Genomic DNA, 18,406 nt, shown 5'->3' with positions numbered 1-18,406 from the left:
CATGAGCGCAAATGCGGTCCCTCTGATCGGTGTCAGCGCCTGCCGCCAGCAGGTGGGGAAAAACTCGTCGCACACTGTGGGCGACAAGTACGTGGAGGCGGCCGGCTTTGCGGGGCTTCCGTTGATATTGCCGGCCCGCGACGGTGGCAGCGACACACAGGCGCTGCTCGCTCGGCTCGATGGCATTCTTTTTACCGGCTCACCTTCTAATGTCGAGCCGCATCATTACAATGGCGCCCCCAGCGCGGAAGGGACCCGGCACGACACCGCGCGTGACCGTCTGACCTTGCCGTTGCTGCAGGCAGCCATTGCCGCCGGTATACCGGTGTTCTGTATCTGCCGTGGTTTCCAGGAGTTGAACGTCGCCCTCGGCGGCACCCTGCACCAGCGCGTGCAGGAACTGCCCGGCTACCTGGATCACCGAGAACCTGAGGATGCACCGCTTGAGGTGCAATACAGCCCTCGACACCCCGTCGGCGTTTCGCCGGGAGGGCTGTTCGAGCGCTTGGGCCTGGCTGCGCAGTTCGAGGTCAACTCGCTGCACAGCCAGGGCATCGACCGTTTGGCCCCTGGCCTGCGCGTCGAGGCACGGGCCCCGGATGGCCTGATCGAAGCGGTGTCCATGCCTGATGCGCCGGGCTTCGTGCTCGGCGTGCAGTGGCACCCGGAATGGCGTTTCGCCGAAAACCCGGTCTCCCGGCGCCTGTTCCAGGCATTCCGCGAGGCCTGCATTGCCCATGCTGCACGGGAGGGTTCGCGCCAGAAAACACTCTGACGTTACCCGAAGGTCTTGGATGACCCGCTCCCTGCAACAGCTTTCAATGAGTGAAAGCGGGCCTTGTTCGCAAGGTCCGTGAAAACAATACCAATAGTTACGGCAAAGACTCATGAGCGAATACACCGAAGCCGGCCGCCCACCCGATGTGGCGACCGATGCAGGCAACACCCAGCGCGCCAGTAAAGGCCTTGCAAAAGGCCGTTTGGGCCTGCTGGCCAGCGTGGTGCTGGGCATCTCCACGATTGCACCTGTCTATACCCTGACCGGCGCCCTTGGCCCCACCGTGCGTGAGGTGGGCGCCCACCTTCCCGCTGTTTTCATCGTCGGCTTCCTGCCTATGCTGCTGGTCGCGCTGGGTTATCGCGAGCTCAATGCCGCGGAGCCGGACAGCGGCACTTCCTTTACGTGGTCGGCGCGGGCTTTCGGGCCGATGATCGGCTGGATCGGTGGCTGGGGGCTGGTCGTGGCCACAACCATCGTGTTGTCCAACTTGGCGGGTGTGGCCGTCGATTTCTTCTATCTGTTCATTGCACAGATCACCGGTCAGCAGGAGCTGGCGGCATTGGCGGACAACTTGTTGGTGAACATCACCACCTGTTGTGTGTTCATCGCCCTTGCGGTGTGGATCTGCTGCCGTGGCATGGGCACCACGATGACCGTGCAATACGGCCTGGTGGCCTTGCAGTTGCTGGTGTTGATCGGCTTTGCGTTCGCCGCCTTCAGCGAGACCACCGCACCGCCACCGCTGGCATTCGATCTGGCCTGGTTCAACCCGTTTGGCGTGGAGTCTTTCTCGGCGTTCGCCGCAGGTCTGTCGTTGTCGATCTTCATCTTCTGGGGCTGGGACGTGTGCCTGACCGTGAGCGAAGAGTCGATCGGCAGTGACGAAGTCCCGGGCAAGGCTGCCACCTGGACGGTATTGCTGATCCTTGGTCTCTATCTGGTCACCGCCATCGCCACCCTGCAGTTCGCCGGAATCAGTGATGTCGGCCTGGGTCTGGGTAACCCGCGTATCCAGGAGAACGTCTTTGCGCACCTGGCCGGTCCGGTCATGGGCCCACTGGCGATCCTGATGTCCATTGCCGTATTGGCTAGCACCGCTGCGTCCTTGCAGTCGACCTTCGTGTCGCCGGCGCGGACCCTGCTTGCAATGGGCTACTACGGTGCCGTGCCGCAGCGCTTTGCCAGCGTCTGCCCGCGTTCGCAGACCCCGCGCTACGCTACCATCTGCGCGGGCGTTGCTGCTGGTCTGTTCTACGTGACCATGCGCACCCTGAGCGAGAACGTGCTGGCCGATACCATCACTGCCTTGGGCATGATGATCTGCTTCTACTACTCGCTGACGGCCTATGCCTGTGTCTGGTACTTCCGCCACAGTCTGTTCGGCAGCCTGCGTCACTTCTTCATGCGCGGCCTGTGCCCGCTGGTGGGTGGTGTGATCCTGTCGATCATCTTCGTGCGCACGGCGATCGACAGCGCCTCGCCGGATTTCGGCAGCGGTTCTCACGTTGCCGGTCTTGGCTTGGTGTTCGTGATCGCGGCAATCATCTCGGCACTGGGGATCGTGTTGATGGTGCTGTCGCGCTGGCGCGCACCGGCCTACTTCCTGGGCGCAACGTTGCGCCAGCAGGCCAACCTGCAACTGCAGGAGTAATGAAAGAAAAGGGGCTGCGAACGCAGCCCCTTTTTGATTTCAGCCGATCAATTGCTTGAGCAGCGCTCCATGGCGTTGCTGTTGCTTGTGCAGCTTGAGCGCCTCGGCGCGTTCTGTGGCCAGCGAGTCACCATCGCGGTTCGCACGGAACACGGCTTTGAGGTCTTCCAATGCAACGGCGAAGTCATCGTTGATGATGACGTAGTCGTACTCGTCGTAGTGCACCATTTCGCTGACCGCTTCCTTCATGCGGCCTTCGATGATCTCTTCGCTGTCCTGGCCGCGGTTGTCCAGGCGCTGGCGCAGTGCCTGCTGGCTCGGCGGAAGGATGAATACCGAAAGCGCCTGTGGCATCAGCTTGCGTACCTGCTGGGCGCCTTGCCAGTCGATTTCCAGGATCAGGTCCTGGCCCTGGTCCAAGGCCTGTTGCAGCGCACTGCGCGAAGTGCCGTAGAAGTTGCCGAACACTTCGGCATGCTCGAGGAAGTCGTTACGCTCGATCAGGGCCTTGAACTCGTCATGGCTGACGAAGTGGTAATTCACGCCGTGTTCTTCACCCGGGCGCTTGTTGCGCGTGGTGTGCGAAACCGAGACGCTGATGCGTGGATCGTCCTTGATCAGTGCCGTGACCAGGCTGGTCTTGCCGGCGCCGGACGGGGCCGAGACGATGTAGAGAGTGCCGCTGCTGTGGTTCATGGTGGGGGTGGCCTTACTCGATGTTCTGTACTTGTTCACGCATCTGTTCGATCAACACCTTGAGGTTGACCGCCGCCTGGGTGCTGCGCGGGTCGAATGCCTTGGAGCCCAGGGTGTTGGCCTCGCGGTTGAGCTCCTGCATCAGGAAGTCCAGGCGCCGGCCGGCCGCGCCGCCGGACTTGAGTACGCGCCGGACTTCAGTGATGTGCGTGCTGAGGCGGTCCAGCTCTTCGGCCACATCGCTTTTCTGGGCCAGCAACACCATCTCCTGTTCCAGGCGCTGCGGGTCGAGTTCGGCCTGCAGGTCATTGAAGCGGTCGAGGATGCGCTGGCGTTGGGCCGCCAGCATTTGAGGCACCAGAGCGCGCAAGGTGGTGACCTCTGCGGTCATGCCGTCCAGACGCTCGTTGATCAGGCGGGCCAGCTCCAGGCCTTCACGCTGGCGGCCGGCCTTGAGCTCGGCGAGCGCCTCGTTGAACAGCGTCATGGCCTCGGCATTGAGCGCCTGAGGGTCGCTGGCGTCGGCCACCAGCACGCCGGGCCAGGCCAGGACTTCGAGCGGGTTCAGCGGTGCGGGCTGCTTGATCAGACCGGCGACGGTCTCGGCGGCGGCGACCAGTTGCGCGGCGCGCTCACGGTCGACTTGAAGGGGCTTGCCGGCGTTGTCTTCGCTCAGGCGCAGGGTGCATTCGACCTTGCCGCGCGACAGGCCTTGGCGCAGGCCTTCGCGCACCGCGCCTTCCAGATCGCGCAGGGCCTCGGGCAAGCGCAGGTGAGGCTCCAGGTAGCGGTGGTTGACCGAGCGCAGTTCCCAGGCCAGGGTGCCTTGGCTGCCAGCGCGCTCGACGCGAGCAAAAGCGGTCATGCTGTGCACCATGGTGAGTACCTCGCGAAGTCTGAATGAACGGGAAAGCCTTTCGGCCAAGGCGTGGGATTGTAACGCAGTGCGGTGCGGGCGCCCAATCCACCCATGCTACAGAGCGCCTGCAAGGTCGGTGGGAAAAGACGACAGGCTGCCCCGGCGCGCGACAATAGGCATGTCCTCACAGGGCGACGGGCCTTATAATGCTCGCCAGATTCAAGTCCCGGTACAGGTATCCCAGATGAAACGTCCAAGTGGTCGCGCCGCCGATCAGCTCCGCTCGATCCGCATCACCCGCAACTACACCAAGCACGCCGAGGGGTCGGTACTGGTCGAGTTCGGCGACACCAAGGTCGTCTGCACGGTCAGCGTCGAAAATGGTGTTCCCCGCTTCCTCAAGGGCCAGGGCCAGGGTTGGCTGACCGCCGAGTACGGCATGCTGCCGCGTTCCACCGGCGAGCGTAATCAGCGCGAGGCGAGCCGTGGCAAGCAGGGTGGTCGTACCCTGGAGATCCAGCGTCTGATCGGTCGCTCCCTGCGCGCCGCGCTGGACATGAGCAAGCTGGGCGACGTCACCCTGTACGTCGACTGCGACGTGATCCAGGCCGATGGCGGAACCCGCACTGCGTCGATCACCGGTGCCATGGTCGCCCTGTGCGACGCCCTGGCCGTGATCAAGAAGCGTGGTGGTCTCAAGGGTGGCAACCCGCTCAAGCACATGATCGCCGCTGTGTCGGTGGGCATGTATCAGGGCGAGGCCGTGCTCGACCTGGACTATTTGGAAGACTCCGCCGCCGAGACCGACCTGAACGTGGTCATGACCAGCGCCGGTGGCTTCATCGAGGTCCAGGGCACCGCCGAAGGCGCTCCGTTCCAGCCTGAAGACTTCAACGCCATGCTGGCCCTGGCCCAAAAGGGCATGACCGAGATCTTCGAACTGCAGAACGCGTCGCTGGCCGACTGACCTGGCTGCCAAGGAGGTGTGGAACATGAACGAGCCTGACGACCTGCCGGTCGCCCCACCCAACGCCGAGATCCGGCAATGGGCGATGTTCTGTCATCTCTCGGCGCTGCTGGGCCTGGTGGTGCCCCTTGGGCACCTGCTGGGCCCGCTGGTGATGTGGATCTGGAAGCGTGAGCTGGATCCGTTCATCGACGCGCAGGGCAAGGAGGCACTGAACTTCCAGATCAGCGTGACCATCGCAGGGTTCATCTGCTTCCTGCTGATGTTCGTTTTGGTGGGGATCGTGCTCTTCGCCATCCTGACGGTAGCGGTGCTGGTCCTGGCCATCCTTGCGGGGGTCAGGGCCAACGAGGGCAAGCCTTATCGCTATCCGCTGATCTGGCGGCCGATCAAGTAGGTTTTTTGAGGCCCATTCGCGGGTAAACCCGCGAATGGGCGGCAGACTGACTTAGATCGTCAGTGTCCAGTCGTAGTCCACGATCAGTGGCGCATGCTGGGAGAAGCGCGGTTGGCGTGGCAGGCGTGCGTTGCGCACGAAACGGCGCAGGCCTGGGGTAAGGATCTGGTAATCGAACCGATAACCCAGGTTAAGCATCTCGGCCTGCTCGTTGTCCGGCCACCAGCTGTACTGGTCACCTTCGCGACTGACTTCGCGCAGGGCGTCGACGTAGCCCATGTCGCCAACGATTGCGTCCATCCACGCACGCTCCGGTGGCAGGAAGCCTGGCGACTGCTGGCTGTCGCGCCAGTTCTTGATGTCCAGCTTCTGTTGCGCCACGTACAGCGAGCCGCAGTAGATGTACTCGCGACGCTTGCGACGCTGCTTGTCCAGGTAGCGGGCGAAGTCATCCATCAACTTGAACTTCTGGTTCAAGTCCTCGTCGCCGTTCATGCCCGAAGGCAGCAGCAGGGTGGCAATACTTACCTTGTCGAAATCCGCTTGCAGGTAACGCCCGTAACGGTCGGCTGTCTCGAAGCCCAGGCCGGTGATGACTGCCTTGGGCTGCATCCGCGAGTACAGTGCCACGCCACCTTGGGCTGGCACCTCCGCGTCGCAGGCGTAAAGGAAATAGCCATCGAGCTGGAAAGCTGGGTCGTCGAGTTCAAAGGCCGAGGCGCGGGTATCCTGAAGGCAGATGACGTCGGCATTCTGGGCTTGCAGCCAGCTGAGCAATCCACGCTCGGCCGCAGCCTGAATGCCATTCACGTTCACACTGATGATCCGCATAAATGGCCCCAAAAATCTCGTGCGTGTATGATACCCGAGCTCAACTCATTTAGCTAAATCCGTGGTGTCCGGGACTCTTCATGCAGCCGTATCAGCGCGACTTCATTCGTTTTGCCATCGATCGCGGGGTTCTGCGCTTCGGTGAGTTCACCCTGAAATCGGGGCGTACCAGCCCGTACTTCTTCAATGCCGGCCTGTTCAATACCGGTTCTGCACTGGCGCAACTGGGGCGTTGCTACGCGGCGGCCATCGTCGACAGCAAGATCCCGTTCGATGTGCTGTTCGGCCCCGCCTACAAGGGTATTCCCCTGGCCGCAGCCACTGCTGTGGCGCTGGCCGAGCAACACCAGCTCGATGTGCCATGGTGCTTCAACCGCAAGGAAGCCAAGGATCACGGCGAAGGCGGGAGCCTGGTCGGCGCCCCGCTGGCCGGTGACGTACTGATCATCGACGACGTGATCACCGCTGGCACCGCTATCCGCGAAGTGATGCAGATCATCAACGCGCAGAAGGCCAAGGCCGCTGGCGTTCTGATCGCGCTGAACCGCGAAGAGCGTGGCAATGGCGAGCTGTCGGCGATCCAGGAAGTCGAACGCGACTTCGGCATCCCGGTGGTCAGCATCGTTTCGCTGACCCAGGTGTTGGAGTTCCTGGCCGATGACCCACAGCTCAAGCAGCACCTGCCTGCTGTCGAAGCCTATCGGGCGCAATACGGGATCTGACGCCCCGCGTTGCAACGAAAAAGGCGACCTTCGTGAGAAGGTCGCCTTTTTTGTGCAGGCTATTCAGGCCTCGTTCGCGGCGAACCGCCGCGATAGCGGCTGCGCTCAGTCCGTGCCGTACTTCGGCGAGCGGGGGCCATAGAGGATTCCGCCGTTGGGCTGGGGCGTGAGCAAACGACTGCTGGTGATGCCCGCGATCGGGTAGCCCGCATCATCTTGTACGTTGCTGATGATCTGGTTGATCGCTGCGGTGACCAGCATGCCAATCAGGCCGCCTTGATTCTGCCGACCTTCTTCGCTCGAGGCGCTGGCGCTACCCGTCCACAAGGTGGTTCCGCTCTTGAGGTCCACCAGTTTGGCGCTGGCGGTGACGACAGTTGCGCTGCTGAGCACCATATAGCGCGTACCGTAATCGCTGACGGTGACATACAGGCCTGCATCCGCACCAAAAATCTCATACAGCTTGTTGGGCGGCAGCTGATGGATATCGGCGGGTGTGCTCAGGCCGTTCTGGCGGAAGGTTTCGTCAACCAGTGCCACGGGCATTACGTAGTAGCCTGCCTCAGCCAGCGGATAGGTCACCTGGGACAGCATGCTGTAGGTGGCTTTGACATCCGGGGACTCGTTCAGTGGCGGCAGGATCAGGATCGATTTGGGGCGACTTTGTTTATAGGCCGTGTAATCGATGGTCTTGCGCTCGGCGCAGCCGGTGAGCAGCGCCAGCACGCAGACGCTCACGAGCAGTTGGGTGAGGCGACTGATCATTGCTTGGTTCCCTTGCTGGCATTGTTCATCAGAAAGTCCATGTACGGCGCCGATTCAGGGAACAGTGCCTTTTCGGTGCGCAACTGCTGGATCATCTGATCGTCCTTGCCCAGGCTGGAATAGAGCAGCCCAAGTTGGGCGTGATAGCCGGGCGGCACCGCGCCGTTCTTGGCTTTGATCTTTTCGAGGTCACGCTCAAGGGCGATGGCCTGTTCCTCTTTCGAGGATTCACCTTTGAAGTACTCATATACCTGGGGTTGGTAGCTCTCCCATTGGTACAAGGACTTTGGGCCGCTGCAACCTGCCAGCAGGGTGCAGCCAAGCAAGAGCGCGGCGACTGCGCGCCAGGCCGAGAGTGAGGTCGTCATGTAACTTCTTCCTTGTTCTATCCACTTACTGCGCTTGTGGCTTCCATTGGCCGCTTTCCACGGCATTGACCAGTTTGTTCACGGCTTCGCGCATGGCCAGGTCGAGGACTTTGCCATTGAGGGTGGAGTCATAGCTGGCGGTGCCGCCGAAGCCGATGATCTCGCGGTTGGAGAGTGCATATTCGCCTGCACCCTGGCTCGAATAGACCACCTCGGAGGTACTGATGTTGACGATGTTCAGTGCAACCTTGGCATAGGCAATCTGGGTCTTGCCGCGCCCCAGGATGCCGAACAGCTGGTGATCGCCGACCTCTTTGCGGCCGAACTCGGTTACATCGCCTGTCACCACGTAGTCGGCGCCTTTGAGACGCTGGGCTTGGCCCTTGATCGCCGCTTCTTGCTGGATCTCGCCCATATTGTCGCGGTCGAGCACATTGAAGCGATTGGTCTGCTGCAAATGGGTGATCAGGATGGTTTTGGCTTGGCCGCCCAAGCGGTCAACGCCGTCGGAGAAGATGCCGCGCATGTAGCTGGAGCGATTGTCGAATTTACCCACGGCGATCGGCGCCCGAAGGCCGCTGTAAGGACGATTGACGCTTTCTACCTGCTGCACGGCAACTGCCGTGGAGGTTTCGGTTGCGCAGCCGGAAAGGGACCCGATAGCCAGAGCGGCTACCAGCACGAGTCCTTGTGATGCGTATTTCACGCGATATCTCCATTAGAAAGTAAAACGATGGCGCTATGCTATTACCTTTTCGGCGCCAAGCAGAATAACTTTATGTGCGGCGGGAGCTTAAAGCGCGGGTGCGGTGAGGATGAATAAAAAAAGGCGACCCTAGAGGTCGCCTTTTTCCGTGAATCGACGCCAGATGGTAAGAGCCATCTGACAGACCAAGTGGTCAGTGACGCTTGGTGTTGGTGATCAATGTGCCCACGCCGCTGTCGGTGAAGATCTCCAGCAGCACGGCATTCGGTACGCGACCATCGATGATGTGCGAGCTGTTCACCCCACCTTGCACTGCCTCCAAAGCACATTTGATCTTCGGCAGCATGCCGCCGTAGATGGTGCCATCGGCGATCAGCTCGTTGACCTGCTCGGTGGTCAGTCCGGTCAGGACGGTGCCCTGCTTGTCCATCAGGCCTGCGATATTGGTCAGCAGCATCAGCTTCTCGGCCTTGAGCGCCTCGGCTACCTTGCCGGCCACCAAGTCGGCGTTGATGTTGTACGACTCGCCGTTCTCACCCACGCCGATCGGTGCGATCACTGGAATGAAGTCGCCTTTGACCAGCATGTTCAGCAGGTCGGTATTGACGCTCACCACTTCACCCACATGGCCGATGTCGATGATTTCCGGTTGGGTCATCTCCGGTGTCTGGCGGGTGACGGTGAGCTTCTTGGCGCGGATCAATTCAGCATCTTTGCCGGTCAGGCCGATGGCGCTGCCGCCGTGTCGGTTGATCAGGTTGACGATGTCTTTGTTTACCTGACCGCCCAGAACCATCTCCACCACATCCATGGTGGCCGAATCGGTGACTCGCATGCCGTCGATGAAGTGGCTCTCGATCGAGAGACGCTTTAGCAAATCACCGATCTGCGGGCCGCCGCCATGCACGACCACCGGGTTGATGCCCACGGCCTTCATCAACACGATGTCCCGGGCAAAGCCGGTCTTGAGCTCTTCGCTCTCCATCGCGTTGCCGCCGTACTTGATCACCAGGGTCTTGCCGACAAAGCGGCGAATGTAAGGCAGTGCTTCGGACAAAACCTCGGCTACATGGGAAGCGGCATCGCGATCGAGGGTCATGCAGGGCTCCAGATAAGGAACGGATAGTCGGTCAGAACGGCAGTTGCAGGGCTGGATCGACACGCAGCAACTGCGTGCGCAAGACAGCCTGGATACGTTTGAGCTCGGCATCGCTTTCGGCCTCGAAGCGCAGCACCAGCACCGGGGTGGTGTTGGAAGCGCGAACCAGGCCCCAGCCTTGGGCGTAGTCGACCCGCACACCGTCGATGGTGGTGAGGTTGGCATCGCCCCAGTCGGCGTCGCGTTGCAGTGCATCAATGATGCTGAATTTACTCTCGTCGGTCACATCAATGTTGATTTCCGGCGTCGAAATATCGTTCGGGAACGCCGCGAACAGGCTTTCGGCGTCCTGGTCGGCCTTGCTGAGGATTTCCAGCAGGCGTGCGGCGCTGTAGATGCCGTCGTCGAAACCGTACCAGCGTTCCTTGATGAAGATGTGTCCGCTCATCTCGCCGGCCAGCAGAGAACCGGTCTGTTTCATCTTCTTCTTGATCAGCGAGTGCCCGGTCTTCCACATCAGGGCGCGACCGCCGTGCTGTTCGATCAGCGGTGTCAGGCGACGGGTGCATTTGACGTCGAAGATGATTTCGGCACCGGGGTTGCGCGACAGCACGTCCTGGGCGAAGAGCATCAGCAGGCGGTCTGGATAGACGATGGTGCCGGTATTGGTCACTACGCCCACGCGGTCGCCGTCACCGTCGAAGGCCAGGCCGATGTCGGCGCCGGTTTCCTTGACCTTGGCGATCAGATCCTCGAGGTTTTCTGGCTTGCCCGGGTCCGGGTGATGGTTGGGGAAGTTACCGTCGACGTCGCAGAACAGCGGGATGACGTCGCAGCCCAAGGCCTCGATCAGTTGCGGCGCGATGACGCCAGCGGCGCCATTGCCGCAGTCCACCACCACCTTGAGTTTCTTGGCCAGCTTCACGTCGCCGACGATCTGCTGGAAGTAACGCTCCAGGATCTCGACACGTTCGACGCGGCCCTCGCCACGGCTCAGGTCGTTGGTTTTCAGGCGGGTCAGCAGGGCTTGGATCTGTTCGTTGGCCAAGGTGTCGCCAGCGATGACGATCTTGAAGCCGTTGTAGTCAGGCGGATTGTGGCTGCCGGTAAGCATCACACCGGACTTGCCGGCCAGCACATTGGCGGCGTAGTACAGCGCTGGAGTCGGGACCAGGCCGACGTCGCTGACCTGGCAACCGGCGTCGACCAGGCCCTTGATCAGCTGCTCGACCAGCATCGGTCCGGACAGGCGGCCATCGCGACCAACCGAGATCTGCGGCTCGCCCTGGGCGAGGGTTTGGGCGCCGATGGCACGGCCGATCCAATAGGCAGTCTCGCCGGTCAGTGTTTTGCCGACAACGCCACGGATGTCGTAGGCACGGAAGATGCTCTCGGGCAGTGCGGGTACCAGGTGGGCCATGTCGTTCATCTCTGGGTGCTCCAATAATCAAAGGCTTCTGGGCAGGCGCAAACTGAACGCTTGGACGATGCTTTGGCCAGAGAGTTCGCCATCCATGGCCCAACGGTCGTCAAGCGGTCTCAGTGGCTGCCGGAGTGACCGAAGCCGCCAGCCCCGCGCTGGCTCTCGTCGAAGGACTCGACGATCTCGAAATGCGCCTGCACCACAGGCACCAGCACCAGCTGCGCGATACGCTCGCCGATGGCGATGGTGAAGGGCGTCTGGCCGCGGTTCCAGCAGGAGACCATCAGCTCGCCCTGGTAGTCCGAGTCGATCAGGCCGACCAGGTTGCCCAGCACGATGCCGTGCTTGTGGCCCAGGCCTGAGCGCGGAAGGATCATTGCGGCCAGGCCCGGGTCGCCGATATATACCGACAGGCCAGTGGGAATCAGCAGGGTCTGGCCCGGCTCCAGGACAGTGTCTTCCTTGAGCATGGCGCGCAGGTCCAGGCCGGCGGAGCCGGGGGTGGCGTATTGCGGCAGAGGGAAATCATTGCCCAGGCGAGGGTCGAGGATCTTGGCTTGAAGAGCGTGCATGTAACTTATTGAACCTGGTTGAGCCGTTCGGCGATGAAGGCGACCAGTTGTCGGGCGATCTTGCCCTTGCTGGTCTGCGCGAAGAGGGTCTGGTGCTGCTGGCGGTCGATGACGGTCAGGGCGTTTTCCTCGCTGTTGAAGCCGATGCTGGGGTTGGCCACATCATTGGCGACGATCAGGTCGAGGTTCTTGTCCTTGAGCTTGCGCGTGGCGTAATCGAGCAGGTGTTCGGTCTCGGCGGCGAAGCCGACGCTGAACGGACGATCGGTGCGGCCAGCGATGGTCGCAAGGATATCTGGATTGCGCACCATCTGCAGCAGCATGCCGTCGCCGGTCGTAGGGTCTTTCTTGAGCTTTTGCGGGGCAACGACTTCCGGGCGGTAGTCCGCGACCGCTGCCGAGGCGATGAACAAGTCGCAGGGCATGGCGGCCTCGCAGGCCGCGAGCATGTCCCGCGCGCTCACCACGTCGATCCGGTTGACGCGATCGGGCGTCGCTAGGTGCACGGGGCCTGTGACGAGGGTCACCCGAGCCCCGGCTTCGGCAGCCGCCTCGGCCAGGGCGAAGCCCATCTTCCCGGAGCTATGATTGGTGATGTAGCGCACCGGGTCGATGTTTTCCTGGGTGGGGCCGGCGGTGATCAGCACATGCTTGCCGGTCAGCGACTGGCGCTTGAAGCTTTCGGCTGCGCACCAGGCTAGATCCGTGGCTTCGAGCATGCGACCAAGGCCAACGTCGCCACAGGCCTGGCTGCCGGAGGCCGGGCCGAATACCTGGATGCCGCGGCTCTTGAGCAGTTCGAGGTTGGCCTGGGTGGCCGCGTCGCGCCACATGGCCTGGTTCATGGCTGGCGCCACGGCAACAGTGGCATCGGTAGCCAGTACCAGGGTGGTCAGCAGGTCATCGGCCATGCCTTGTGCCAGGCGTGCCATGAGGTCGGCGGTGGCCGGGGCGATCAATACCAGGTCGGCCCACTTGGCCAGTTCGATGTGCCCCATGGCCGCTTCGGCCGCGGGGTCGAGCAGATCCATGTGCACCGGGTGGCCTGACAGTGCCTGCAGGGTCAGTGGCGTGATGAACTCGGCACCACCGCGGGTCATGACAACGCGCACCTGCGCGCCGTGTTCCAGGAGTCGGCGAATCAGCTCGGCGCTCTTGTAGGCGGCGATGCCGCCACCCACGCCGAGAACGATGCGCTTGCGATACAGCCGCTGCATAGGCTTGCCTTTTTCCAGTGAAAGCGGGCGACGACGACTGCTGCCTGCGGCAGATCGTCGCATCTACGGAGCGGGATAGATTAACACAGGGCCTAAACGCACCGCAGTAACACGCAAGGAGGGGTATGAACATCAGGGAATGGCCAGCGGACGAGCGGCCACGGGAGAAGCTGTTGCAGCGCGGTGCGGCCGTGCTGTCGGACGCTGAATTGCTCGCTGTGCTGCTGGGCTCGGGAGTTGCCGGGCGAAATGTGCTGGACCTGTCGCGGGGGCTTTTGATGCGCTTCGGCGGACTCAGGCAGTTTCTCGAGGCAGACCGCGATGCCGTGCTGCGCGAACCGGGCCTGGGGTTGGTGAAATATGCGCAGTTGCAAGCGTTGCTGGAGATCGGCAGACGTTATCTGGATGAATCCATCTCGCGTGAAGCCGTTCTGGAGAATCCGGCGTCTGTGCGGCGTTATCTGAAGTCCAGGCTGCGTCACGAAGCTAGCGAAGTGTTCGGCTGTCTGTTTCTGGACACCAAGCACAGGCCGCTGGCGTTCGAGGTCCTGTTCAGGGGGACGATCAACCGGGCGAGCGTCTACCCGCGTGAGGTGGTGCGGCGCTCGCTGTTGCACAACGCCGCCGCCCTGATCCTCCGCGGTTATGGTGTCAAACGACTTGTTGCAATTGGCTGCGACACGCGTTTTAGGCGTCTTGGCGGCGGTTCTCTGGAGAGATGGATGTTAAATTTTCGATGTTGCAGATCCATCCCGCTGCCTTCAGGCGCGTCATCACTCTGCTGCTACTGAAGCTGAGCGACCATCAATTCGAGGCCCTGAACGAAACAGGTCAAAGGTGGCTTTGGTATCTCACCGAAGTAGATCTGCTGGACGAGATCATCACAAAAACGAATGAACAGTCGATCCGCTGAGTCGTGTTGACGATGTCAGGCTCATCTGTATATGGACGGTCTGTGACCCCTCACGGGCTAAATGGGGTCGATAGGTCCGAAAGGCTCAAGCTGATCAGAGCGTTGTAAACCTCTTTTTTCACTGTAAACCACTGTGGTTTACAGTGAAAAAAAGAGGTTTACATGAGCGGGACACGATCCATTCCGGGCGAAGAAAATGCTGGGCTGGCCGCATGTAGTTAGTGAGACGTTCCAGCGTGTGCTGCTCAGCTCGCCCATTACCAAATGCCACGCTCCAGCGCTCAGATTCTACGCCTGAAGACTCCTAGTAGGTAGAATGCCATCATGTATATCGGCTACGAGCGAAAGGACTTCAAGGTGCAGAAGAAAGGATCGAATTGGAAATTTTTTGTGGGTGCTGCTGCTGGAGCATTCGTGGCGTATAGGTCTTTGACGAATTCAAAATCGTCGGTGGGGCTTGTGAAGCCAGCAGTTGAAACCCCAGTCCTGCCTGAGATTTTGGGTAATCCAAAGCAAGCAAAGGAAACCGCTGTAGGCTTAACCCCTAACGCGTCAAAAATCCCTGAAAATAAAGTTGAGTATTATTTTGGGCATTTGCCAGTCCAGAATTTCGTTACTGCCCTAATAGTTGCTGTGATTTTTGAATGGCTTGGCTTGGGTATGACGCTGAGTTTTCTCAACGATAACGCTTCTATCGACAACGTTTTTGTTGGTGGTGCCGTAATTTCATGGTCCTTAATAATCTATGCGTTCAGTCTTCTTTTTAGTAGGTCTTTGTCCTGCGTGCGCCTGTTTCAAAGCATGTTGACAACGAATATCAAATTCTTCTTTGATGTTGCACTGTTTGCTTCGGCTTTTTTGGTTGTTAAGCTGCTGGCAGAGAAAAACTTTTCCTGTAACTCCACGATGTCTTTCGCATTTCTTTTGTTGTCAATTGTCGGCATGAATCATGTTTTTTTGATGCTTCAAGGAAAGGCTCTTTCAACGGTAGCTGCTGCCAATTGGCTCGACAAAGAAAATCCATTCTTCAAAAAAATCAATGTCAAATTCACTGCTCTATTAATCCTAGCTTTGATTGGTATCCTCGCAGTCATTTTTTATGCCGTTTTTTCTTTTGTACGTGCGCCGTTTACCTTCTGCTAAAAAAGTCAGAACGGTTCATCAGTTCTGGGATCAGACAGGTTTGGTCGATTTCGCTTCCCAAGTGCCGAGCAGGTAAAGAGCAAGCGAGCCAGCCAGATTCACAGCCAGTTCTGCATGCCGTGGAGCAGGTTTTACACCTGCCCTCCCTGTGCCGTGGGAATCGCTTAGACGGTTCCTCAATGCCCCCAGTCCTTCAACCACTGACGTGCAGCCGCCAAGGATCTGCTTGAAAACCTTCTCTGTGTGTTGAGAGGGTGCAAGGTTGAGCAATTCAGCCGTCTGGCGGTAAAGCTTGTTGAGGTCTGGGCTATCGTCGTACTCAACCCCAGCTTCTTCTAGGATGTGCTTGCAGACGGATTCCAGAAGGGTACGCGCCATAGTGATTGCGCCTTCTGGGTCCGTGGTGCGTCGCTCCAAGGATTTCGTCCAAGCAATTCTCACATGCTCGGAATCAAACCGCTCGATTGCACCAGTCACTACCTGATCCGCTGGTGATGAACCACCTTTCTCTACATAGTCCAGCAGTGGACGGAATTCGTCCCATAGGTAAGTCCGGCGTTCGGCATAGGTGGCGTACTTGTTCTTGATGAACTGCCAGAACTGACTGAGGCTGCGGCATGTGTTCACGCACCGTGGGACCATCGTGGCAAGCGTGGGATCGTCGAGGATGGTGCGTCTTAGCATCAGGTACGCCGTGTCGTCTTCACTACCGCCCGTAGCCTGCGAGACCAGCATGTGCTGTAGAGCTTCTGCTTCTTCTGCCAGTGGATGCATAAAAATGCCCTAAATCGTTGGGTATGTCATATGGCCATCTTAAGGCGTGAACCCTACGGTTCCAAGCGCGTCGCGTACCATGTGAGGCTTGTTGGCGATGCCTATGAAGCCAGTCCCCGCTTGCCTTGGCGGGGATCATGGTGTCAAATCACCGGCTGCCTTGGGAGGCAGGTTTTTGCTTCATTTTTCGAGGACAAGGCTAGCACCATGCCTACATTGCACTGGGTGGGGAAGGATCAAGTCCGAAACCATCATCGGGATGTAACCTATCGCGTTCTGCGCGAGCAATTCACTTTTTCTGCTCAACAGAGCCTGCCGAAGAACAGTTTCGATAACAAGATTATCCACGGCGATAATCTGGAAGCTCTCAAAAGCCTGCTGCCTGAATATGAGGGGAAAGTGAAATGTGTTTACATCGATCCGCCCTATAACACCGGCAATGAAAACTGGGTCTACAACGACAACGTTAATGACCCACGAATTATGAAATGGCTTGGAAAAGTAGTCGGTAAAGAAAACGAGGATATGAGCCGGCAAGACAAATGGCTCTGCATGATGTATCCACGTCTAAAGCTTCTGCATCGACTGCTTTCCGACGACGGGTCTATTTGGGTTTCGATTGATGACAACGCGGTTGGTATTCTTCGTCCGGTTCTGGATGAGATATTCGGCGTTGGAAATTTCGTGACCTGCGTGATTTGGGAAAAAGCGGATTCGCCTCGGAATTCTGCAAGCCAATTCTCTACAGACCATGACTACATTCTGGTCTACTCGAAACGTCCCAATTGGGTTCCTGCTCGGCTGGCTCGTACTGCTGAACGGCGATTTTCAAGGTAGTTGTCGCGTGAGCGTGTCACGCTGCCTTTGATGTTTGCTGCAGTACCGCTTCCCGCTCCGGGTTCAGGCACACGATTGGTGCCAGCACCCAGTTCCTGATGTTGCCGCTCCAGCGCTCCGGGTGCCGTGCACGCGCCGCCTCGTACAGCTCGATACGCTTGCGCAGCAACTCTTCCGCCTGGCCAGTATGTCGCTGCGCCGGGGTCACGAACTTCAGGGCGCTGTGGCGATGTTCATGGTTGTACCAGGCCACGAAGCTGTTCACCCAGTTCCTGGCCTGCTCCAGCGTGTCGAAGGGCCGCTCCGGCCACAGCGGGCAGTACTTCGCCGTGCGGAACAAGGCCTCGGCATAGGCGTTGTCATTGCTCACCCGCGGGCGGCTGAACGAGGGCATCACACCCAGGTTCTGCATGGCCGCCAGCATGGTCGAGCCCTTCATCGCGCTGCCGTTGTCCGAGTGCAGTACCAGTGGCTGGCCTGCCCGCTGTTCACGTAGGCAGGCCTGGCGTAGCAGCTGGGCGGCCTGCTCGGCGCTTTCACTTTCATGCACCTCGTTGGCCACCAACTTCCGGCTGTAGACGTCCTTGATCATGTACCAGTAGAAGTAACGGCCCTTGACCGTGGTCGGCAGCCAGGTGATGTCCCAGCACCACAGCTGGTTCGGGCCGTCGGCAACATGGGTCGTCAGCGCTCGTTTCACCGGTGGGCGGCTACGGCCGCGCGGATGCTGCTGTTCGGCGTCCTTCAGCAACCGGTAAAAGGTCGACTCCGAGGCCAGCCAGGTGCCCTGATCGGCCAGCCGCGCCACGATCTGCTGCGGCGGCAGGCTGGCAAACTCGGGCTGGTTGGCGACCTCCAGCACGCGGCGGCGCTCTTGCGGGGTCAGCTTGTTGGCCGGCTCAGCTCGTTGTGCCGAAGGACGCCGATCCTCCGGGCAGTGCTGCCAGCGCTGTAGGCTGCGCAGCGACAGGCCCAGTTCGGCGCAGGCCTGCGCCCGCCGCGCTCCCGCCGCCACGGCGTCCTCGATCAACTGCAGCGTTTCACGGCGATCCGGGGCGCTGATCATTCGTCCTCGTCCTTCCCCCAGAGCGCCTCGGCTTTTTTTCGCAACACCAGCAGAGCCGCGGTTTCTGCCAGCGCTGCATCCTTGCGCCGCAGTTCACGCTCCAGCTGCTTGATGCGCTTCTTCGCGGCCTTTTCCTCTTCGCGTTCGCGCCGGGTCTTGCTCGGCTGAGCCAGGCTGTTGGCCTGCTCGCAGACTTCGCGCCAGGCGTTGATCTGCTCGACATACAGGCCTTTGCGCCGGCAGTACTCCGCCAGCTCAGCCGCATTGAGGCTGGCGCTTTCCAGCACCACCCGAAACTTGTCCTGGCTCGACCACTGGTCGGCCTGCTGTCCATCTCCCGGCACCACTGCTCCCGCTGCTCTGGCCTGTTTGCGCCAAGCATACAGGGTGGCATCAGTAATGCCTGTCGCTTCCACCAGCTCCGGCACCGTCCGGTTCAAGGGCGGCATCATCTGCCGCACCACCCACTCCCGATGCTCTATCGAATAACGCGCCACACGGCTCTCACTTCCGCCCACCGACCAAGACTCATCGAATCAACTCACACGACAACTATCCTGACGCGGCGGGTGAATCGGATTCCATTTATGACAATCCAGATGACGACCCCAACGGTCCT

The 18,406-nt window shown here is 60.1% G+C and carries 19 protein-coding genes and 1 pseudogene; 8 read left to right on the top strand and 12 right to left on the bottom strand.

The window, feature by feature from the left end:
- The first annotated feature begins 1 nt into the window (after position 1).
- Both J5X93_RS25445 and J5X93_RS25440 read left to right on the top strand, forming a co-directional pair.
- Positions 2 to 775, top strand: coding sequence for a gamma-glutamyl-gamma-aminobutyrate hydrolase family protein (locus J5X93_RS25445; protein ID WP_090344202.1), 774 nt, complete (start codon positions 2 to 4; stop codon positions 773 to 775).
- A gap of 112 nt (positions 776 to 887) precedes the next feature.
- Positions 888 to 2,432 (top strand): APC family permease, encoded by a 1,545-nt coding sequence (locus J5X93_RS25440; protein WP_070572153.1) that lies wholly within the window; start codon positions 888 to 890, stop codon positions 2,430 to 2,432.
- A gap of 39 nt (positions 2,433 to 2,471) precedes the next feature.
- On the opposite strand, the gene gmk is transcribed toward J5X93_RS25440, so the two are convergent.
- Together gmk and J5X93_RS25430 are read right to left on the bottom strand one after the other, a co-directional pair.
- On the bottom strand, positions 2,472 to 3,128 hold the full coding sequence (gene gmk / locus J5X93_RS25435) for a guanylate kinase (RefSeq protein WP_043212953.1): 657 nt from the start codon (positions 3,126 to 3,128) through the stop codon (positions 2,472 to 2,474).
- 13 nt (positions 3,129 to 3,141) lie between these two features.
- Positions 3,142 to 4,005 (bottom strand): YicC/YloC family endoribonuclease, encoded by an 864-nt coding sequence (locus J5X93_RS25430; protein WP_250034220.1) that lies wholly within the window; start codon positions 4,003 to 4,005, stop codon positions 3,142 to 3,144.
- Between the two features lie 226 nt (positions 4,006 to 4,231).
- Between J5X93_RS25430 and rph the strand changes: the two genes are divergently transcribed.
- Together rph and J5X93_RS25420 are read left to right on the top strand one after the other, a co-directional pair.
- Complete coding sequence (gene rph, locus J5X93_RS25425) at positions 4,232 to 4,954, top strand: ribonuclease PH (protein WP_043212958.1); 723 nt, start codon at positions 4,232 to 4,234, stop codon at positions 4,952 to 4,954.
- A 25-nt stretch (positions 4,955 to 4,979) separates the two neighbouring features.
- Positions 4,980 to 5,351 carry a DUF4870 domain-containing protein gene (locus tag J5X93_RS25420; protein WP_043212961.1) on the top strand — a complete coding sequence of 124 codons (372 nt, stop codon included), beginning with the start codon at positions 4,980 to 4,982 and terminating at the stop codon, positions 5,349 to 5,351.
- Positions 5,352 to 5,402: 51 nt separating this feature from the next.
- On the opposite strand, the gene crc is transcribed toward J5X93_RS25420, so the two are convergent.
- On the bottom strand, positions 5,403 to 6,182 hold the full coding sequence (gene crc / locus J5X93_RS25415; RefSeq protein ID WP_043212963.1) for a catabolite repression control protein Crc: 780 nt from the start codon (positions 6,180 to 6,182) through the stop codon (positions 5,403 to 5,405).
- 80 nt (positions 6,183 to 6,262) lie between these two features.
- Between crc and pyrE the strand changes: the two genes are divergently transcribed.
- Positions 6,263 to 6,904 carry an orotate phosphoribosyltransferase gene (gene pyrE, locus J5X93_RS25410; protein ID WP_043212965.1) on the top strand — a complete coding sequence of 214 codons (642 nt, stop codon included), beginning with the start codon at positions 6,263 to 6,265 and terminating at the stop codon, positions 6,902 to 6,904.
- Positions 6,905 to 7,009: 105 nt separating this feature from the next.
- On the opposite strand, the gene J5X93_RS25405 is transcribed toward pyrE, so the two are convergent.
- The 7 genes and pseudogenes from J5X93_RS25405 to coaBC all read right to left on the bottom strand — a co-directional run bounded on the left by J5X93_RS25405 (position 7,010) and on the right by coaBC (position 13,054).
- Entirely contained in the window at positions 7,010 to 7,669 is a 660-nt protein-coding gene (locus J5X93_RS25405; protein ID WP_250034217.1) for a DUF799 domain-containing protein, read from the bottom strand.
- Positions 7,666 to 8,037: a DUF4810 domain-containing protein gene (locus tag J5X93_RS25400; RefSeq protein ID WP_090344208.1), complete on the bottom strand. Its 372-nt coding sequence runs from the start codon at positions 8,035 to 8,037 to the stop codon at positions 7,666 to 7,668. Before J5X93_RS25400 ends, J5X93_RS25405 begins: the two co-directional genes overlap by 4 nt.
- A gap of 25 nt (positions 8,038 to 8,062) precedes the next feature.
- Positions 8,063 to 8,743: a CsgG/HfaB family protein gene (locus J5X93_RS25395; RefSeq protein WP_043212971.1), complete on the bottom strand. Its 681-nt coding sequence runs from the start codon at positions 8,741 to 8,743 to the stop codon at positions 8,063 to 8,065.
- 193 nt (positions 8,744 to 8,936) lie between these two features.
- Entirely contained in the window at positions 8,937 to 9,842 is a 906-nt protein-coding gene (gene argB / locus J5X93_RS25390; RefSeq protein ID WP_043212973.1) for an acetylglutamate kinase, read from the bottom strand.
- 31 nt (positions 9,843 to 9,873) lie between these two features.
- Positions 9,874 to 11,247, bottom strand: a pseudogene (locus J5X93_RS25385) (phosphomannomutase/phosphoglucomutase); the annotation flags it as partial.
- 134 nt (positions 11,248 to 11,381) lie between these two features.
- Entirely contained in the window at positions 11,382 to 11,837 is a 456-nt protein-coding gene (gene dut, locus J5X93_RS25380) for a dUTP diphosphatase (RefSeq protein WP_043212979.1), read from the bottom strand.
- A gap of 5 nt (positions 11,838 to 11,842) precedes the next feature.
- Positions 11,843 to 13,054, bottom strand: coding sequence for a bifunctional phosphopantothenoylcysteine decarboxylase/phosphopantothenate--cysteine ligase CoaBC (coaBC, locus tag J5X93_RS25375; protein WP_043212982.1), 1,212 nt, complete (start codon positions 13,052 to 13,054; stop codon positions 11,843 to 11,845).
- A gap of 125 nt (positions 13,055 to 13,179) precedes the next feature.
- On the opposite strand from coaBC, the gene J5X93_RS25370 reads away from it, so the two are divergent.
- Both J5X93_RS25370 and J5X93_RS25365 read left to right on the top strand, forming a co-directional pair.
- Positions 13,180 to 13,845, top strand: coding sequence for a JAB domain-containing protein (locus tag J5X93_RS25370; RefSeq protein WP_250034215.1), 666 nt, complete (start codon positions 13,180 to 13,182; stop codon positions 13,843 to 13,845).
- 446 nt (positions 13,846 to 14,291) lie between these two features.
- Complete coding sequence (locus tag J5X93_RS25365; protein ID WP_100413066.1) at positions 14,292 to 15,110, top strand: hypothetical protein; 819 nt, start codon at positions 14,292 to 14,294, stop codon at positions 15,108 to 15,110.
- Positions 15,111 to 15,140: 30 nt separating this feature from the next.
- On the opposite strand, the gene J5X93_RS25360 is transcribed toward J5X93_RS25365, so the two are convergent.
- Positions 15,141 to 15,884 (bottom strand): abortive infection family protein, encoded by a 744-nt coding sequence (locus J5X93_RS25360; RefSeq protein WP_100413065.1) that lies wholly within the window; start codon positions 15,882 to 15,884, stop codon positions 15,141 to 15,143.
- 207 nt (positions 15,885 to 16,091) lie between these two features.
- Here J5X93_RS25360 and J5X93_RS25355 point away from each other — a divergent pair, with 207 nt between their 5' ends.
- Entirely contained in the window at positions 16,092 to 16,721 is a 630-nt protein-coding gene (locus J5X93_RS25355; RefSeq protein WP_250034214.1) for a site-specific DNA-methyltransferase, read from the top strand.
- A gap of 16 nt (positions 16,722 to 16,737) precedes the next feature.
- On the opposite strand, the gene J5X93_RS25350 is transcribed toward J5X93_RS25355, so the two are convergent.
- A protein-coding gene (locus J5X93_RS25350) for an IS3 family transposase (protein WP_250034213.1) occupies positions 16,738 to 18,284 on the bottom strand; the annotation gives its coding sequence in 2 pieces (ribosomal slippage) (positions 16,738 to 17,798 and positions 17,798 to 18,284; 1,548 coding nt in all).
- Positions 18,285 to 18,406: the final 122 nt, after the last annotated feature.

Origin of the sequence: Pseudomonas sp. BYT-1 (assembly GCF_023611805.1) — a bacterium.
GTDB classification, from domain to species: Bacteria; Pseudomonadota; Gammaproteobacteria; order Pseudomonadales; family Pseudomonadaceae; genus Aquipseudomonas; species Aquipseudomonas guariconensis.
Note: the sequence above shows the minus strand (reverse complement) of the source record. Positions and strands in the feature narration are given on the sequence as shown.

Excerpts from the sequence above, each read along its gene's own strand:
- J5X93_RS25445 (WP_090344202.1), top strand. The coding sequence starts at position 2 with ATGAGCGCAAATGCGGTCCCTCTGATCGGTGTCAGCGCCTGCCGCCAG.
- J5X93_RS25440 (WP_070572153.1), top strand. The coding sequence starts at position 888 with ATGAGCGAATACACCGAAGCCGGCCGCCCACCCGATGTGGCGACCGAT.
- gmk (WP_043212953.1), bottom strand. The coding sequence starts at position 3,128 with ATGAACCACAGCAGCGGCACTCTCTACATCGTCTCGGCCCCGTCCGGC.
- J5X93_RS25430 (WP_250034220.1), bottom strand. The coding sequence starts at position 4,005 with ATGGTGCACAGCATGACCGCTTTTGCTCGCGTCGAGCGCGCTGGCAGC.
- rph (WP_043212958.1), top strand. The coding sequence starts at position 4,232 with ATGAAACGTCCAAGTGGTCGCGCCGCCGATCAGCTCCGCTCGATCCGC.
- J5X93_RS25420 (WP_043212961.1), top strand. The coding sequence starts at position 4,980 with ATGAACGAGCCTGACGACCTGCCGGTCGCCCCACCCAACGCCGAGATC.
- crc (WP_043212963.1), bottom strand. The coding sequence starts at position 6,182 with ATGCGGATCATCAGTGTGAACGTGAATGGCATTCAGGCTGCGGCCGAG.
- pyrE (WP_043212965.1), top strand. The coding sequence starts at position 6,263 with ATGCAGCCGTATCAGCGCGACTTCATTCGTTTTGCCATCGATCGCGGG.
- J5X93_RS25405 (WP_250034217.1), bottom strand. The coding sequence starts at position 7,669 with ATGATCAGTCGCCTCACCCAACTGCTCGTGAGCGTCTGCGTGCTGGCG.
- J5X93_RS25400 (WP_090344208.1), bottom strand. The coding sequence starts at position 8,037 with ATGACGACCTCACTCTCGGCCTGGCGCGCAGTCGCCGCGCTCTTGCTT.
- argB (WP_043212973.1), bottom strand. The coding sequence starts at position 9,842 with ATGACCCTCGATCGCGATGCCGCTTCCCATGTAGCCGAGGTTTTGTCC.
- dut (WP_043212979.1), bottom strand. The coding sequence starts at position 11,837 with ATGCACGCTCTTCAAGCCAAGATCCTCGACCCTCGCCTGGGCAATGAT.
- coaBC (WP_043212982.1), bottom strand. The coding sequence starts at position 13,054 with ATGCAGCGGCTGTATCGCAAGCGCATCGTTCTCGGCGTGGGTGGCGGC.
- J5X93_RS25370 (WP_250034215.1), top strand. The coding sequence starts at position 13,180 with ATGAACATCAGGGAATGGCCAGCGGACGAGCGGCCACGGGAGAAGCTG.
- J5X93_RS25365 (WP_100413066.1), top strand. The coding sequence starts at position 14,292 with ATGTATATCGGCTACGAGCGAAAGGACTTCAAGGTGCAGAAGAAAGGA.
- J5X93_RS25360 (WP_100413065.1), bottom strand. The coding sequence starts at position 15,884 with ATGCATCCACTGGCAGAAGAAGCAGAAGCTCTACAGCACATGCTGGTC.
- J5X93_RS25355 (WP_250034214.1), top strand. The coding sequence starts at position 16,092 with ATGCCTACATTGCACTGGGTGGGGAAGGATCAAGTCCGAAACCATCAT.